The sequence below is a fragment of the Leucobacter aridicollis genome, from assembly GCF_024399335.1.
Classification (GTDB): domain Bacteria; phylum Actinomycetota; class Actinomycetes; order Actinomycetales; family Microbacteriaceae; genus Leucobacter; species Leucobacter aridicollis_A.
Map to the genome: position 1 here is coordinate 3,504,310 of NZ_CP075339.1, position 15,294 is coordinate 3,519,603.

A 15,294-nucleotide genomic window follows, 5' to 3' on the forward strand; every position below is an offset into this window, starting at 1 on the left:
TTACTGTGACTCTCTGTAGCTGAGGCGGGGCTCGATCCCGCGACCTCACGATTATGAGTCGTGCGCTCTAACCAGCTGAGCTACTCAGCCAAACTGGCCCGCACGGATGCGAGCCAGAGAGTCAGAGCCCCGACCGGGACTTGAACCCGGGACCCCTTCCTTACCATGGAAGTGCTCTACCGCTGAGCTATCAGGGCGTAGCCGCGCGAACGCGACAACCGTTAGAGCGTACCACCTCGCGAGGGCGAATGCGAATTCGCGTACCATCGCCCGGGCGTGCCGCACGAGGGCGGCACAGATCGGGGCGATCTCCACGGTTTCGCGACGCCCAGCTTGGTAAAGTTACGGCGAACTGCGGTCGCATTCGCGGGCCCGCACAGAGCGCGTGTTTCGATGGGAGTCAGCGTGAAGAGTGTGTTCGTCGCCGTCATGGGTGTGGTGCTCGCGGCGTGGATGTCTGCAGGCCGCTGGCTGTTCGGAATCGGCGGCAGCCTCACCTGGTGGTACGTGCCGGCGATCGGTCTCACCTATGCGATCCTGCTCATCTGTGTCGGCCACCGCATGGCTGTCACCGAGCGGCGCGGGCGGCGCCTAAGCCGCTCGGTGTGGGTCACACTGATCCTGTCATGGGTCTGCGCGATCGGCTTCGGGTTTACCGTACCCGACAACGTTGGCGGCGAACTCGTCTCCATCATCAGCCACGCTGCCGGTTCGCAGTTCTCGGCGGAGATGTCGATCGCACTGTGCAACCCGCTCGGGATCATCGCATTCGCATTGGCGTTCTTCACGCTGGGCATTGCGATCGCCAACGGCAAGGACCCGCGCCCCGAAGAGGACGAGCTGCTCGACGCGGCATACGGCGAGGACGGCATGGTGCCGCACCCGCTCGCAGAAACCGCGCATGCGGGCGACGAACCGCCCGCACGCGGCTAGTTAGGCTCGCCGCTCTCGCGCCACAGCCCAGGCCGTGAGCGCGACGCCCGCCGCGCCCCACAGCGCGAGCAGCGCCGCCGCTGCCCCGGCCCCGCTCACCCCTGCGGCGAGCGCCTGGAAGCCGGTGAAGGCCGCACCGATCGGGCTCGCGTCGCCGACGGCTGAGAGCAGCCCCGGCACGGTTGAGACGATCCCGACGGTGAATGCGACGACGAGCAGCGCGAACGCGAGGAACCGGCCAAACCCGCCGAACCTGGCGGAGAGGCCCTGCACGATGAGCGCGAACGCGACCCCTGCGAGCACGGCGAGGCCGAAGAAACCAGCGCCCTGCCCAAAGTCGTATCGCAGCGCGAGCGGGAGCACGATGCCGGCGATCGCTCCCTGGGCCGCGCCGAGCAGCACCGCAGGCAGTGCGCTTCGCAGCGTGATCGCGAATACTCCCTTGGCGGCGTCACGGGTGCGCGACCAGAGCGGTGCGAGCACGAGGAACGCCGCGAGCGCGCCAGCCCAGAGGGCGATCCCCGCGAAAAGCGGCACACCCGAGGAGTTGAACAGCTCGTCGCTTCCACCCTCCTGCTTCACCGATTCGACGGCGGTCTCAGCCATCACCTGACGCTCAGCCTCTGTGTAGTTCGGGATCTGGGAGGCCGCCTCCCCGAGGCCCGACGCGAGCGTCTTCGTGCCCTTGGCCGCGGCGTCAGCGCCCTCCGCGAGCTTCCCCGCACCATCGGCGAGTTCGCCGGCGCCCGTCGCGACCTGCGAGACGCCTCCGGCGAGCTGGTTCGCGCCATCCGCCAGCGCTGGCGCCTGGCCCGCGAGCTGCGAGACGCCCCCGGAGAATGCCGACATCCCACCGGCAAACTCGCCGACGCCCGCGGCGAAGTTCTCGGCACCCGTCGCGAGCTCGGCCTGCCCGTTCGCCGAAGCCCGGGCGCCGCTCGCGAGGTCGGCTCCCGCGTTTCGCAGTTGCACGAGCTGTGACTCGGTGCTGCCGCTTGCGGCAGCGGTCACCTCGGCGATTGCCTGGTCGACAGTCGCGAGCAGCGTCGCCTTCGGGTACTCGGGCGGGAACAGCTCGTCGGGGAGTGCTTCGATGCCTGCCCGCAGTTGCTGCAGCGGCTCGAGCGCCTGGCCTGCACCGGCGATGATGGGCTCGAGCACGCTGTTCACAAGCCCCGTGTACTGCTCGACACCCGAGGCCAGCTGGGCGCCGCCGTTCGCAGAGTCGCGCGTGCCCTGGGCCAGTTCGGCGGCCCCGCCTGCGAGCCCGGCTGCGGCCCCTTCGAGCCCGGTCGCGCCGGCGGCGAGTTCCTGGGTGCCTGCTGCGAGCTGCGATGCGCCGCCTGCGAGCTGTTGGGCACCTCCCGAGAGTTCCTGCACGCCTGCGGCGAGGCCGGTGGTGCCCTCCGCGAGATCGCTCGTGCCGTCTGCGAGTTGCGTGCCGCCGTCGGCGAGCTTGGTCGCGCCGTCGGCTGCCTCGCTGACCCCATCGTGGAGGGAGCTCATTCCAACGAACACGTTGCCGACGAACTGCTCGCCGAGCTGCTGGTTGAGCACCCGGGTCGCGGTTTGGGTGACGATGCCTGAGAGCGCTGAGTCGAGGAGTCTGCCCTGCGTACTCTCGGCGATCTCAATCGTCGCTGTCCGCGCTCCGTTAGGGCCGTCTGCGAGCGACGTCGCCGCCGCCGAGAAGTCCTTCGGGATGGTGATGCTCGTCGCGAAACGGCCGTCTTTCAGGCCAGCCGCAGCGTCTTCCGCGTCGGTGAGCACCCAGGTGAAGTTGTGGCGCGATTCCTCCGCGCTTGCAGCGGTGTCGTCGCTATCCGAGCCGCCTGCGATGAGCTCGGCTGCGAGTACGCGGCCGAGTGGCACAAGCTGCCCCTCGACTTCAACGGGCTCGTCGGCGTTCACAACAGCTGCGGTGACTGTCTCGAGGCGTTCACTCGGGTTCCAGAGCCCCCAGACGAACAGACCAGCGACAGTGAGAGGCACCAAGAGCAAACCAAGCAGTGTCGTCCAGCTGATGCGCTTGCCGCGCAGCGGGGTGAGTGCGGGGGTCATCGTGCGCCCTCCATTTCGAGGCGTTCGGCGTGCGGTGAAGTGAGTGAGACAGCGGCGTGACCGTCGGGCAGCAGGCGCTCGGCGAGGGCCTGGCTGCCAAGCACAACGAGGATAGGCGGAGCACTGTCCCTGCCACGGTCGACGTGCCATGCGGCGAGCGCGGAACGCGCGTCGGTGATGGCGGTGGGCGACGGCGGCGCGAGCTCGGCGTCGCGAAGGTCGAGGACCAGTACCGTCGGGGAATCACGGAGCGCCTGTCTGAGCGTGGCGGCGTCTGCCCATGCCGTACGCGCGCGCAGCGAGCTCGCGCGCTCGGGAAGCAACAGACCGTCGACCTTCAGCGTGCCGGCGACGATCCTTCCCCTGCCGCTGAGCGCCTGCGCGAGCGGGAAGCTCGCCGGATCTCTCGGGTCAAGCACGAGCGCTTCTCCGTCGCCTACCCGAAGGTCGCGCGCGGTGACGTTTGCGTCGCGACCACGCAACGTGAGCCGCTCCGACGCGACCCGCGCTGCAGGCATATCGGCTGGCCAGTCTGCGTGCTCGATCTCGCGGGCAAGACCCTCACCCTCGACGTCGAATGACGGGAGCACCTTCGCGAGCCAGCGCGGCATCTTCCAGGCGCGCTCGCCCAGGAGCGCGAGCACGGCTGGTACGAGCGTCATGCGCACAATGAACGCGTCGACGAACACGCCGACTGCGAGGCCGAGCGCGATGACCTTGATGCTCGGGTCACCCGCGGGCACAAAGGCGGCGAACACGGCGATCATGATGAGAGCGGCCGCGGTCACGACCTTCGCGGACCCCACGAACCCGCGGCGGATCGCGCGCTGGGCGTCGCCCCCGTGCACATACTCCTCCCGCATGCGGGCGACGAGGAAGACCTCGTAGTCCATCGCAAGCCCAAAGAGCACCCCCATGAGGATGATCGGCATGAAGCTGAGCACAGGCCCCGTCGAACTGACGTTCAGGATCTCGGAGAGCCAGCCCCACTGGAACACCGCGACGACCGCGCCGAACGCGACGCCGACTGAAAGCAGGTACCCGAGTGTCGCCTTGATTGGCACCCACACCGACCTGAACACCATCGCGAGCAGCACGAGCGAGAGCCCGACGACGAAGATGCCGAATGGTAGGAGCGCTGTCATGAGCTGGGCGGAGACGTCGATGCCGACCGCGGTGAAGCCAGTGACGGCGAGGCTCACGCCGTACTTCTTCTCCCATTCGTCGTGGTGGCTGCGGAGCTCGTTAACGAGTTCGGTTGTGCTCGCGGCGTGCGCCCCCTCTTCTGGGATGACCTGGATGATGCCGGTGTCGGCTCCAGGGTTCGGGGTCGCAAGCGGCACGTCGGCGACGCCTGGCACACGCTCGACCTCCCGCTTCAGGTCATCCATGAGGCCGAGCGGGTCGGTGCTCGAAATGATCGAGCCTGTGAGGAGCAGCGGGGCGTTGAACCCCTCGCCGAAGTGCTCGCCGGTGAGCTCGTGGGTCACACGTGCCGGGTCGTCGGCCTCGAGCGACGTCGCGTCGGGCAGCGCGAGGCGCAGCTGGAGGGCGGGGATCGAGCCGACGCCGAGCGCGATAAGCACTGCGAGAATCGTGACGACAGGACGTTTCGTGGCGCCACGCACCCAGCCAGCGAAGAACCTGTCGGCGCGAGTCTGTTCGGGGACAATCGGCTCGGATCCGGGCCCCTCGGCGCCTTCCCCCGTCACCGTCTTGGGGCGGTGCTTGCGGGGCAGGATCCTGATTCCCGCCATCGACAGCACCGCGGGCGTGAGGGTGATCGCGATGAGCACAGCGACCGCCACCGCAGCCGCGGCCGCGACACCGAGCGCCGTGAGGAACGGGATCCGCGCGACGGCGAGGCCGACGAGCGCGATGATGACAGTGAGACCAGCGAACACGACGGCCGAACCCGACGTGGCCGTCGCCCGCGCGATCGACTCACGAACGCTGAGACCAGCGCGCAACTGCTCCTGGTGCCGGCTCACGATGAAGAGGGTGTAGTCGATGCCGACCGCGAGCCCAAGCATGAGCGCGAGCATCGGCGTCGTCGAAGTGAGATCGACGAACGCAGTCACGAAGAACAGTCCCGCGATTGAGACGCCGACGCCGATCATCGCGATGAGGAGCGGCATCCCTGCCGCGATGAGCGAGCCCAGCGTGAGGATCAGCACGACAAAGGCGACAACCACCCCGATCGCCTCGGTGGGGCTCAAGCCGGGAACCGCGGCCGAGAACATCTCGCCGCCGTACGCAACCTCGGCGTCGGCGGGGAGCCGCTCTCTGAGGTCGTCGGTCACGGCGGCGATCCCGTCGACTGTCGCGTCTGCAACGGCAGTCATCTCGCCCTCGACCTGCACGCGCATGAGAAGCGCGCGGCCGTCTGGAGAGATTTCAGTGTTCGCAGCGGCTGCCTCGCCCGTGCCGAACGGGGTGAGGACACCGGTGACGCCAGGCAGGGGCTCGAGCTCATCGGCCGCGCCAATGACGGCCTCGCGGTACGTGTCAGTCTCGAGGTCCCCGCTTTCGGGGGCGACGACGATGATCGTGGCGCTCGTCCCGCTCACCTCGGGAAATGTGTGCGACAGCGACGTGATCGCGTCTTGCGCCTCGGTGCCGGGGATCGTGATCGGCGCGTCTGCGCCCTTGCCGAGCGTGAGCGCCCCGGTCGCGAGGAGGGCGAGTAGGACGAGCCATATCGTCAGCACGAACCACTTCGCCTGAGCGGCCCAGCGCCCGAGGGCATAGAGTGCGGAAGACATGCGTTCCCCTTGGTCGAGCTTCGGATACAGGAGTGTATCCATTTCGATACAGTACTGTATTCGTTGAGCCTGTCGAAAAACTGTGAGGAGGCAACATGTCTGATCCGCAATCTGCGCCGGACGCCGACCACGTGAGCGCCCGCCGCCGCGAGACCCGCAGCAGACTTCTCGACGCCGCGGCCGAGGTGTTCGCCGAGTTCGGTATCCAGGGAGCCTCAGTCGAACGCATCTGCGCTCGCGCCGACTTCACCCGCGGCGCGTTCTACTCGAACTTCTCGTCCAAGGAAGAACTCTTCCTTGCGCTGCTCGGGCGCGAGTACGAACAGCGCGCCGAGCAGATTCGCATCCGCGCCGCCGAGCTCACCGAGTGCTTGCAGCTAAGCCCCGAGCCGCCCACCAGAGAAGACGCAGCCGGCTACGTGACGACGTTCCTCTCCCCCAGCGGCAACGAGACGAGCTGGTTCACCCTCGAGACAGAGTTTCTGCTGCTCGCCCTGCGCCACCCAGAGGGCGAGGTGCAGCACGTCGACTTCAACCTCCAGTTCCGCTCCGAGCTCAGCAACGTCGTCGAAAGCATCGTGCACGCCGCCGGCCGTCGCTTCATCATCCCCGTCGATCGGGCGCTCACGATCCTCGCCGGCGGCTACGAGCGGGCAGTGCGCGTGAGCGCTCTCAGTGGGTTTGATGCGCCCGAAGGGGTCAACGAACTCGGCGACAGGTTCGCAGAACTGCTCTTCACGATCACCGAGCCGGTCTAGACGCCCCTTGCCGCCAGTGCCCGCGTGACCTCCGGGGCAACTGGTGGGTGCTGCGGGTAAGATGAATCCGTGCTGCTTTCAGACCGCGATATCAATGCCGAGCTCGGCGCAGGCCGCATCAAGCTCTCTCCGAGCGAACCCTCGATGGTCCAGCCGTCGAGCGTCGACGTACGGTTCGACCGCTTCGTGCGCCTCTTCGACAACCACAAGTACGCGCTCATCGACCCCGCAGAAGACCAGCCCGAGCTGACCCGAATGGTCGAGGTGGATCCCGAAGAGGGCTTCATCCTGCACCCCGGAGAGTTCGTGCTCGGTTCGACCTATGAACTCGTCGGCCTCCCTGACGATATCGCAGCACGCCTGGAGGGAAAGAGCTCGCTCGGCCGGCTCGGCCTCCTCACCCACTCGACCGCGGGCTTCATCGACCCCGGGTTCGAGGGGCACATCACGCTTGAGCTCTCGAACGTCTCGACGCTGCCGATTCGCCTCTGGCCCGGCATGAAGATCGGCCAGCTGTGCTTCTTCAGGCTGTCGTCACCCGCAGAGCGCCCATACGGGGCGGGCGCGACCTTCTCACGTTACCTCGGCCAGCGCGGCCCGACAGCTTCACGCTCGCACATGAACTTCCACCGCGCCGACGTGACAGGCACTGACGAGGGCGCCCGGGGGGCATAGTTCCTGCGCGGCCACACCGTACCAATGGGATCGGCCCGGCCGGGCCCACCGTGCCCACCGTACCAATGGGATCGGCGCTAGACATGCCACTCCGCCGAGGCTGGGGCATACGAACTGCAGATCCCATGTCTAAGAGCTGAGTGCTGCCAAGAACCCTGAGCCCCAACAGTCGAACCGGCCCCACCGTACCAATGGGATCGACACTAGACATGCCACTCCGCCGAGGCTGAGGCATACGAACTGCAGATCCCATGCCTAAGAGCTGAGGTCATTAAACGCCAAGGTCCCGAAGTGCCGAGGCATGCCAGGAACCCTGAGCCCGAAACCTCACGGGGCTCAGCATGTAGCGACCAGGCCTACTCGGCCCCGCCGGGTTGCTCGGATTGTTCGCCCTCACCGGCCTGCGCGCCAGTTTCCCCCTCCGCGATTCGCAATACCTCGTCGAGGAAGACCTGCCACCCCTCGAGCGTCGCCGCCTTCTGCTCGTGCGGGAAGTCAGGCGTTTCCTGGGTCATTTGCAGCGCAGCGCCACCGTCGGCCGAGACCACGGTAACGGTAACGAGTACCTCCGGTGCGTCCTCGCCTGGCACGTCGGTGAGTGTGAAGTCAAAGTGCATCGGTGGCTGCACCTTGACGAACCCGCCCTGCCAGTCGATCGTGTTGCCGTCGGGCAGCACCATCGTCGCACGCCACCTGCCACCTTCGACCGCGTTGAATTCGAGCCGGTCCGCAGGCACCTCGACGTCAGTCCCGCCGAACCAGCTCGCGAACGACTCTGCCTCACTCAGCGCGGCAAACACGGCCTCGGGGGAGGCCGAAGTTGCCCGATCGATGACGATGCCAGTCTGTGTAACGCCGGTCATGATGGCCCCTCTCCGAGAAGTCAGGCTTACGCCCCTGGGTTACGACACTACTGCCGCCGCCACTTCCGCGACTACCCCTGAAGCGAAGGTCCTCTCCCTCATTCTGCGGCGCAGGCCTCTAGCGTATGGCCGCGGCCGTAGTATCAGACCGCCGCGATAGCCGTGAGCTCAACGAGCATCCCCGGCCGAGCGAGCGCGGCGATACCAACGGCGCAGCGCACAGGCCGCGGTCCAGAGAAGTGCTTTGCATAGACTTCGTTGAAGCCTGCGCGATCGCGCGCGATGTCAGTGAGGTAGATCGTGAGGTGCAGCACCCGATCGAGCGAGGATCCAGCGTCGCTGAGCACTCTCGCCAGTTCAACGAGCGCGGCCTCGGACTGCTCCTCAATCGCCGTCCCAGCGAGCTCGCCCTCAGCGTTCAGCGGGATCACGGTCGCGAAGGCCTGTCCACCGTGAACTGTCACGTCACTCGAAAGGGCACCGTCGGCTTCGCTTGGGTCTGGCAACCGCACGATGTCGCTCATCGCGCGCCTCCACGCCAGGTGTTGCGACGAATCTCGGGCCCAGCGAGCGCAGGGTCGGCAACACCGCAGAAACCCATTGCCTGCTCAAACTCAGATGTGAGCTGAGCAATCAGTTTCGCGACGGCAGCCTCACCGCCGGCAGCAAGCGCATACGCGACTGAGCGACCCAGGCCAACGGCCGTGGCGCCCGCGCTCATCATCGCGAGCGCGTCGTGGCCCCGCGTCACACCGCCGTCAGCGTAGACTTCGGCGCGCCCATCGACGGCCTCGACAACTTCCTCGATGACGCTCACAGTAGACGGCTGGCGATCGAACTGGCGCCCGCCGTGATTTGAGACGAAGATCGCGTCTACGCCGAGGTCGAGGGCACGTTTTGCGTCTTCGGCGCACATGACACCCTTGAGCACGATCTTGCCCTGCCAGTTCTCACGCGTCTTCGCCAGGTCCCGCCACGAGACCGTGACGTCCTCGTTCTCCGCCATCCACGGCTTCATCTGCGACATCTTGAGCGGTCTACCGTTGATGGTGTAGTTCCCGTAGGTGACCTTGCGCCCGAACAGAATGTTCGCGACCCAAGCGGGACGGAGGGCGCAGGAGATCATGTCTGGGATCGACAGCCGGGGCGGTAGGTTGTTCAACCCGTGGTGCAGGTCGCGCTCACGCTTGTCGCCAAACACGCAGTCGCCGGGAAGCACAAGCACGTCGATGGCGTGCTTCCGCAGGTTCTCGAGGTGGCGCTCGGTGTGCTCGCGGTTCTTCCAGTAGTTCACCTGTCCCCATACCCGCCCGGGCTCTGCCGCAGCGACGACCTCGTCGAGGGTGACTCCGGACCACGCCGAGTGGATAAAGGTTCCCCCAGCCCGAGTAATCGCGCGGGCGACCCCGACATCCGCGTGGGGATGCATCATGCCGAGCATCCCCATCGGTGACACAAAGAACGGAATCTCAGATTGCCGTCCCAGCATGGAAACCGCCGTGTGCGAGCCCTCAAGTTCGGCAAGCGTGCGCTGTTTGAATTCGACGGCGCGAAGGTCGGCCGTGTTTCTTGCGACGGTGATCTCGTCAAGCACACCGCCCTCGAGAAAGTCGAACACCATCTTGGGGAGTCGGCGCTTAGCGGCGCCCTTCATGTCTTCTGCGCTGACAACGCGTGAGGAGGTGGTCATTGAGCTTCTTTCAGTGTGATGGTTGGGAGCGCGGGCGCGCCGAATACACCCCAGGGCCGCGACCCGTGGGGGAAACGAGGAGCTCAGCTACAGGACTTTGCCGAGGAAGGCCTTCGTGCGCGGGTGTTGAGGGTTGCCAAGCACCTCGTGTGGATCGCCCGCTTCGACAACGACGCCACCGTCCATAAAGACGAGCGTGTCGGCGACTTCGCGGGCGAAGCCCATCTCGTGCGTCACTACGACCATGGTCATCCCGCTCGCCGCGAGCTCCTTCATGACCTCAAGCACCTCACCGACTAGCTCGGGATCGAGCGCGCTCGTCGGCTCGTCAAACAGCATGAGCTTTGGCTCCATCGCGAGCGCGCGGGCAATTGCGACACGCTGTTGCTGCCCGCCAGACAGCTGCGACGGGTAAAAGTCGGCCCTGTCGGCAAGGCCGACCCGAGCGAGAAGTTCGTGCGCCCGTGCACGTGCCTGTGCTTTTGAGATCCGGGTAACGAGGACCGGCGCCTCCATGACGTTCTCGAGCGCGGTCATATGCGGAAAAAGATTGAACCTCTGAAACACCATGCCGATGCTCCGTCGTTGCTTCGCCGCTTCCCGCGGGTGCAGCTCGTAGAGCTTGCCGCCATGTTCGCGGTACCCGACCATCTGCCCGTCGACGAGCAGCCTGCCTGCGTTCACTTTCTCGAGGTGGTTAATGCACCGGAGAAAGGTGGACTTGCCCGAGCCGGAGGGGCCAACGAGACAGAGCACCTCGCCTGGCAACACCGTCAGCGAAATATCTTTCAACACTTCGTTCGAGCCGTAGCTCTTCGAGACTCCGTCGGCGACAACCATCGGGATCTGTTCAGTTGCGGTCGCCTGACTCACCGGTCACGCTCCTCTGCACTCATGAGGGTCACTGCCTCTGTGATCGGGCCGGGGTTTGGCGGCAGCCGCTTCGTCCGGCGAGAGTTCGGGGCGCCGTGCACGCCTCGAGCGAAGTGACGCTCGAGGAAGTGCTGGCCAACACTCAGCACCGAGACGACGACAAGGTACCAGAAGCAGGCAACAACGAGCAGCGGGATTTGCTGGAAGTTCTGGGAGTAGATCGCCTGCACCGAAGTGAGTAGCTCGGGGACAGCGATAACTGAGACGAGTGAGGTCGCCTTGAGCATGTTGATCACCTCATTGCCAGTCGGCGGAATAATGACCCGCAGGGCTTGCGGGAGCACGATTCGCCGGAGCGTCTGCTGGTTCGTCAGCCCAAGCGCGTGGGCGGCCTCTGCCTGGCCCCGGTCAACCGAAGACATTCCTGCCCGAACAATCTCAGCCATGTACGCAGCCTCCGACAATCCAAGCGCCAGGAGCGCCGCGGTGGTCTGGGTGATGAGTGCGTTCGTGTCGAACGCGAACAGCTCCGGCCCCCAGGGCACACCGATGATGATCTGCGGCACGATCGCCGCGAGAAAGTACCAGACGAGGATCTGCACAAGCAGCGGGACGCCGCGAAACAGCCAGATGAAGAACCAGCTGATCGTTGCGAGAATTGGGTTGTCGGACTGACGCATGACGGCGATCAGAATTCCGCCAACGATTCCAATTGCCATCGCCACGACGGTGAGCCAGATCGTCGTGAAGAGCCCCTCGAGCACCGTGGGCGCAAAGAGGTACTTTCCGACCGTCGGCCACTGCATCCGCTCGTTCGTGATCCATGCCTGCATGAGGAAGAACACGACAAATGCGAGGATGCCCGCGGTCACCCATCGGCCGGGGCGACGCAGCGGGATCGCCTGGATCGCGCCGCTGCCGCCGCCCACTGCTGAGGAAGAAAGAGTCGTCTGGTGGGACATTACTTGCCGCCGTTGATGGTGGCCTCGGAGATCGAACCGTCCTGGAGGCCGTACTTCGCGAGGATCTCGTCGTATGTGCCGTCGTCCATGAGCTTCTGGAGCGCGCCCTGTACTGCCTCGGCAAGCTTGTCGTCGTCCTTCGGAATGAGGATCCCGTAGGGCTTGAGGTTCATCGGCGTTCCGGTGGCGACCAGGGCTCCGTCAGACTTGTCGGCTTGGAAGGCGATGGTCGGGGTGCCACCAAGGAAGGCCTGCGTTCGGCCCGTAACGACGGACTGCAAGCACGCTACAGTATCGGGGAACTCGAGGACACTGATCGCTGCCTCGCCCGAGTCAACGCATGTCTGCGACTGTTCCGCGGCGATGTCGACCTGACCGGTGCCGGACTCAACCGCGATCGCCTGACCGCAGAGCGCGTCGAGCTCGGTGAACTTCTTCGCGTTCTCCGACTTCACGAGCATGGTTGTGCTCGTGTTGAAGTAGTCGACGAAGGTCACCTGTTCCTGACGCTCAGCGGTATCGAGCATCGCCTGGATCGCGATGTCGAAGCGGTCTGCCTGAATGCCGCTGATGAGGCTGTCAAACGCGACCTTCGTGAGCTCGGCCTTCACTCCGAGCACCTCACCGATGGCGGTGATGAGCTCCGGCTCCGCACCGGTGATCGTCTTGTTATCTTCCGCCAGCATCTCCAGCGGCGGATAGTCGTCGCTCGTCGCAACACGGAGCGTTCCCGCGTCTTGAATGTCCGCGGGAAGAAGCGCGGCAAGCGCATCGTCCCGAACGATGCTCGAGGCATCCTCGGGCTTGGGCTCAGGTGAGTTGCTGCACGCGGCAAGGCCAGCAGCGAGCATCGCAGCTGCTGTAGCCGCCGCTGCGATGCGGCGGAGTGCAAGCTTCGGTGAGTGTGTCGTGAGTGTCATGAAGCTGGATTCCCTTCGTTGGTATTCGCCTCTGCAGATAAGTGTGAGGGAGAGATCGCGAGATTCAAAGTTAGCCAGAATGCGCATTTATGCACACTTGAAACACATTTTCTGATGCTCATCCCAACGCGCCTCTAGACACCAGCTGCTCCTGCCAGGCAAACCTTCCTATACGACTCTCCGGGGGAGTCGGGGCGAGATATTCGCCATTGTGATGCTCTACGTGCGATAGCTAAGCTGAGGCGATGCTCACCCCAACGCAGCTCAAGGCAATTCGAGAAGTCGTGAACACCGGCTCACTGCGGGCCGCCGCGGCTCGGCTCGGCTACAGCCCCTCCGCAGTGTCGCAGCAGATCTCGTCAATCGAACGGCTCTGGGATGTACCCCTCCTTGAACGCACGGCGCGAAGCATCCGACCAACGGCAGCGGGCGCCCAACTCGCGAGGCAGGCGACGCGCATTCTCGCCGACCTCGACGCCGTCGAGGACGAGATGCGCTCATACGCTTCCGCCGATCTCGGGCGCCTGCACGTTGGTAGCTTCTGGTCGGCCGGCTTCCGACTCGTACCAGCCGTGCTGCTTGAGCTCCTGCAGGGCCGACCCGACGTCGACATTAGATACGAAGAGGGTGACTGGCAGACCACACTGCCCGCTGTGGAAGAGGGAGAGTTGGACCTCGCCGTCGTCGCGCAGTACGGCACGGTGCCGCGCACCTACTCGCCAGACCTCTCTGCTGAACTGATCATGGAAGAGCCCCTGTTTGTTCTGCTGCCCGATGGCCACCGGCTCGCCCGCCGAAACGAGATCAGGGTAAGTGACCTCGCCGACGAGCGGTGGATCTGCGCCGGTGAAGACACAGATGCGGCTGGCTCATTGCACCACATCTGCGCCGCCGCGGGTTTCCGCCCCGAGATCATCTTCCGCACCGACGACTACAACCTTCCGATTGAGCTCGTTCGCAATGGCCTCGGAGTAGCCATCGTGCCTCAGCTCGCAACGGTTGATTCAATGCAGGTGCGGCGTATCCAGCTCGCGAATCCCGCGTACGTCCGCAAGGTCTACGCGGTGCACCGCGCGGTCGACAGCAACCCCCTGATCGATTCGGCGGTCACGGCACTTCGACACGCCGCCGCTGACATCGAGCAGCGGCTCGAGACAGAGCCGGTCACTGCGTTCGCAATGTGACCCCCGGCGAACCTGGCTCCAAGACGACTCGCACTGCGTCGACGTTTGAGTCAACCGCGCCCCGCACATACCCGATTGGCGACGCCGCCACGGCCCGCAGAAACTCGAGCGCCTCTCGCGTAATGCGCTCGCCTGGCACAATGTTCGGAACGCCGGGCGGGTACGCAGCGAGCGCGTCCGCGGACACGCGACCAACCGCCGCCGACCAGTCCACGACCTCGGTGCCCGCGAAGTAGGCGGCGCGGGGCGTCATCACCCGCGTGCCCGGGGCTGGGAGCGCGGGCACCGCCGGCGGTACGCCGTCTGGGGTCGCCGCGTCCCGTCCCTCGCCGGCTTCCGCAACCGCACGGTCGAGCACGGCGACCATCGCCCGGAAGAGCCTGTCGACGTCGAGTTCCTTGCCTGGGCCGAAGAATGCGACGACGGCTGCCGATGTCGCGATCTCAAGCAGAATCCCGTGGTCGCGTGCGAGGGCTGCTCGCATCTCGTAGCCCGAGACCCCACTGCGCGACAGCCCAATTGAGACGCGCAGCGGGTCAGCACGCAGCACGCTCGGGTACTCGCCGAACTCGTCGCTCACAAGGGTGAAGCGTTCGTCAGCGCGAAGGAGCGAGCGGAGCCGCTCCGCGAGCGCGACACTCTCGCCGATGCGCCGTGTCTCGCGCACGAGGCTCCGTCTCGCGATGTCGAGGGATCCGAGCAGCAGCGAGCTCGCGCTCGTCGTCTGCGTGAGGGTGAAGGCCCGCTCAAGTGCGGGCTCGAGCGCGTCGGCGAACTGCCCATCTGCGAGCAGTAGCATCGCAGACTGGCCGAGGCTGCCGCCCATTTTGTGGGTGCTCGTCACCGCGATGTCTGCTCCGAGCGTCGTTGGAAAGTCGGGGAGTTCGGGGTGGAAGCCGAAGTGGGCGCCCCATGCTGCGTCGACGATGAGCGGCACCCCGTTGGCGTGCGCGACGGCAGCGAGTCCGGCGATGTCCGAGACCGCGCCAAAATAGCTCGGTGAGATCACGTACGCGGCTTGGGGCCGGTCTCCCCGTTCGGCGGCTCGGCCGAACGCCTCTTCGAGCAGAGCGGGGGTGAGACCGTGGTTGATGCCGTGCGTGGCATCAAACTCTGGAAATACCCATTCGGGCGCGAGGCCGGTGACGACGAGTCCGTCGAGAAAGCTCGAGTGGGCGCTGCGCTGCGCGACGACGACGTCTGGGCCACGCTCTATCGACGGCGCGGGCGCGTCAGCGCTGCCCCCGGCGCCGGCTGCACCGACTCCGATGACAGCCATCCGGTTGCCCTGCGACGACCCGTTGGCGAGAAACCATGCCCGCCGCGCACCCCAGGCGTCGGCCGCGAGGTCGAGCGCTTGAGCGAGCGGACTATTCTCGCCCGAGTCGATGCCGTCGACGAGCTGCGGAATGTCGTGCCGAAGCGCCAACTCACCGGCGAACTCGGCGAGGTCGCCCGACATCCCAGCGGCTGTTGCCGCGTGGCCGGGCACCATGAACATCAGCGGATCCTGATCAGCATGACGCTGCAGCGCCTCCGCGTATGGCGCGCGATCGTGGTCGCGCCGTGGATCCTGCGCCTGCTTCATTGCTTGCCCTACCCCGTTCGGT

At 65.8% G+C, this 15,294-nt stretch carries 13 protein-coding genes and 2 tRNA genes; 4 read left to right on the top strand and 11 right to left on the bottom strand.

What is annotated here, in order from left to right:
• Nucleotides 1–16: 16 nt before the first annotated feature.
• Nucleotides 17–90: transfer RNA gene (locus KI794_RS15720), tRNA-Met, on the bottom strand.
• A gap of 35 nt (nucleotides 91–125) precedes the next feature.
• Nucleotides 126–197 (bottom strand) — tRNA-Thr (locus tag KI794_RS15725).
• A gap of 208 nt (nucleotides 198–405) precedes the next feature.
• Between KI794_RS15725 and KI794_RS15730 the strand changes: the two genes are divergently transcribed.
• Entirely contained in the window at nucleotides 406–933 is a 528-nt protein-coding gene (locus KI794_RS15730) for a hypothetical protein (protein WP_255808615.1), read from the top strand.
• Here the strand turns inward: KI794_RS15730 and KI794_RS15735 are convergent, their stop codons facing one another.
• Complete coding sequence (locus tag KI794_RS15735; RefSeq protein WP_255808616.1) at nucleotides 934–2,994, bottom strand: YhgE/Pip domain-containing protein; 2,061 nt, start codon at nucleotides 2,992–2,994, stop codon at nucleotides 934–936. It abuts the gene before it with no gap.
• Complete coding sequence (locus KI794_RS15740; protein ID WP_255808617.1) at nucleotides 2,991–5,759, bottom strand: MMPL family transporter; 2,769 nt, start codon at nucleotides 5,757–5,759, stop codon at nucleotides 2,991–2,993. Before KI794_RS15740 ends, KI794_RS15735 begins: the two co-directional genes overlap by 4 nt.
• 95 nt (nucleotides 5,760–5,854) lie before the next feature.
• Here KI794_RS15740 and KI794_RS15745 point away from each other — a divergent pair, with 95 nt between their 5' ends.
• Both KI794_RS15745 and dcd read left to right on the top strand, forming a co-directional pair.
• Nucleotides 5,855–6,517, top strand: coding sequence for a TetR/AcrR family transcriptional regulator (locus KI794_RS15745; RefSeq protein WP_119285495.1), 663 nt, complete (start codon nucleotides 5,855–5,857; stop codon nucleotides 6,515–6,517).
• 69 nt (nucleotides 6,518–6,586) lie between these two features.
• Nucleotides 6,587–7,192, top strand: coding sequence for a dCTP deaminase (gene dcd / locus KI794_RS15750; RefSeq protein ID WP_119285494.1), 606 nt, complete (start codon nucleotides 6,587–6,589; stop codon nucleotides 7,190–7,192).
• Between the two features lie 356 nt (nucleotides 7,193–7,548).
• On the opposite strand, the gene KI794_RS15755 is transcribed toward dcd, so the two are convergent.
• From KI794_RS15755 to KI794_RS15780, 6 genes are all read right to left on the bottom strand, one after another.
• On the bottom strand, nucleotides 7,549–8,055 hold the full coding sequence (locus tag KI794_RS15755; RefSeq protein ID WP_119285493.1) for an SRPBCC family protein: 507 nt from the start codon (nucleotides 8,053–8,055) through the stop codon (nucleotides 7,549–7,551).
• A gap of 143 nt (nucleotides 8,056–8,198) precedes the next feature.
• Nucleotides 8,199–8,579 carry a RidA family protein gene (locus KI794_RS15760; protein ID WP_255808618.1) on the bottom strand — a complete coding sequence of 127 codons (381 nt, stop codon included), beginning with the start codon at nucleotides 8,577–8,579 and terminating at the stop codon, nucleotides 8,199–8,201.
• Complete coding sequence (locus tag KI794_RS15765) at nucleotides 8,576–9,745, bottom strand: alpha-hydroxy acid oxidase (protein ID WP_255808619.1); 1,170 nt, start codon at nucleotides 9,743–9,745, stop codon at nucleotides 8,576–8,578. The genes KI794_RS15760 and KI794_RS15765 overlap by 4 nt, the downstream gene beginning before the upstream one ends.
• Before the next feature lie 87 nt (nucleotides 9,746–9,832).
• Nucleotides 9,833–10,585 (bottom strand): amino acid ABC transporter ATP-binding protein, encoded by a 753-nt coding sequence (locus KI794_RS15770; RefSeq protein WP_119285517.1) that lies wholly within the window; start codon nucleotides 10,583–10,585, stop codon nucleotides 9,833–9,835.
• 29 nt (nucleotides 10,586–10,614) lie between these two features.
• Nucleotides 10,615–11,580, bottom strand: a complete 966-nt coding sequence (locus KI794_RS15775) for an amino acid ABC transporter permease (protein WP_119285490.1) — start codon at nucleotides 11,578–11,580, stop codon at nucleotides 10,615–10,617.
• Nucleotides 11,580–12,500 carry an ABC transporter substrate-binding protein gene (locus KI794_RS15780; protein ID WP_255808620.1) on the bottom strand — a complete coding sequence of 307 codons (921 nt, stop codon included), beginning with the start codon at nucleotides 12,498–12,500 and terminating at the stop codon, nucleotides 11,580–11,582. Before KI794_RS15780 ends, KI794_RS15775 begins: the two co-directional genes overlap by 1 nt.
• 245 nt (nucleotides 12,501–12,745) lie before the next feature.
• On the opposite strand from KI794_RS15780, the gene KI794_RS15785 reads away from it, so the two are divergent.
• On the top strand, nucleotides 12,746–13,684 hold the full coding sequence (locus KI794_RS15785; RefSeq protein ID WP_119285488.1) for a LysR family transcriptional regulator: 939 nt from the start codon (nucleotides 12,746–12,748) through the stop codon (nucleotides 13,682–13,684).
• On the opposite strand, the gene KI794_RS15790 is transcribed toward KI794_RS15785, so the two are convergent.
• Nucleotides 13,665–15,272 carry an aminotransferase class I/II-fold pyridoxal phosphate-dependent enzyme gene (locus tag KI794_RS15790; protein WP_304941396.1) on the bottom strand — a complete coding sequence of 536 codons (1,608 nt, stop codon included), beginning with the start codon at nucleotides 15,270–15,272 and terminating at the stop codon, nucleotides 13,665–13,667. The genes KI794_RS15785 and KI794_RS15790 overlap by 20 nt on opposite strands.
• Nucleotides 15,273–15,294 lie beyond the last annotated feature (22 nt).

What these genes read in the sequence shown, in the direction of transcription:
- KI794_RS15735 (WP_255808616.1), bottom strand. Translation starts at nt 2,994, where the DNA reads ATGACCCCCGCACTCACCCCGCTGCGCGGCAAGCGCATCAGCTGGACG.
- KI794_RS15755 (WP_119285493.1), bottom strand. Translation starts at nt 8,055, where the DNA reads ATGACCGGCGTTACACAGACTGGCATCGTCATCGATCGGGCAACTTCG.
- KI794_RS15785 (WP_119285488.1), top strand. Translation starts at nt 12,746, where the DNA reads ATGCTCACCCCAACGCAGCTCAAGGCAATTCGAGAAGTCGTGAACACC.
- KI794_RS15775 (WP_119285490.1), bottom strand. Translation starts at nt 11,580, where the DNA reads ATGTCCCACCAGACGACTCTTTCTTCCTCAGCAGTGGGCGGCGGCAGC.
- KI794_RS15770 (WP_119285517.1), bottom strand. Translation starts at nt 10,585, where the DNA reads ATGGTTGTCGCCGACGGAGTCTCGAAGAGCTACGGCTCGAACGAAGTG.
- KI794_RS15780 (WP_255808620.1), bottom strand. Translation starts at nt 12,500, where the DNA reads ATGACACTCACGACACACTCACCGAAGCTTGCACTCCGCCGCATCGCA.
- KI794_RS15740 (WP_255808617.1), bottom strand. Translation starts at nt 5,759, where the DNA reads ATGTCTTCCGCACTCTATGCCCTCGGGCGCTGGGCCGCTCAGGCGAAG.
- KI794_RS15790 (WP_304941396.1), bottom strand. Translation starts at nt 15,272, where the DNA reads ATGAAGCAGGCGCAGGATCCACGGCGCGACCACGATCGCGCGCCATAC.
- KI794_RS15765 (WP_255808619.1), bottom strand. Translation starts at nt 9,745, where the DNA reads ATGACCACCTCCTCACGCGTTGTCAGCGCAGAAGACATGAAGGGCGCC.
- KI794_RS15745 (WP_119285495.1), top strand. Translation starts at nt 5,855, where the DNA reads ATGTCTGATCCGCAATCTGCGCCGGACGCCGACCACGTGAGCGCCCGC.
- KI794_RS15760 (WP_255808618.1), bottom strand. Translation starts at nt 8,579, where the DNA reads ATGAGCGACATCGTGCGGTTGCCAGACCCAAGCGAAGCCGACGGTGCC.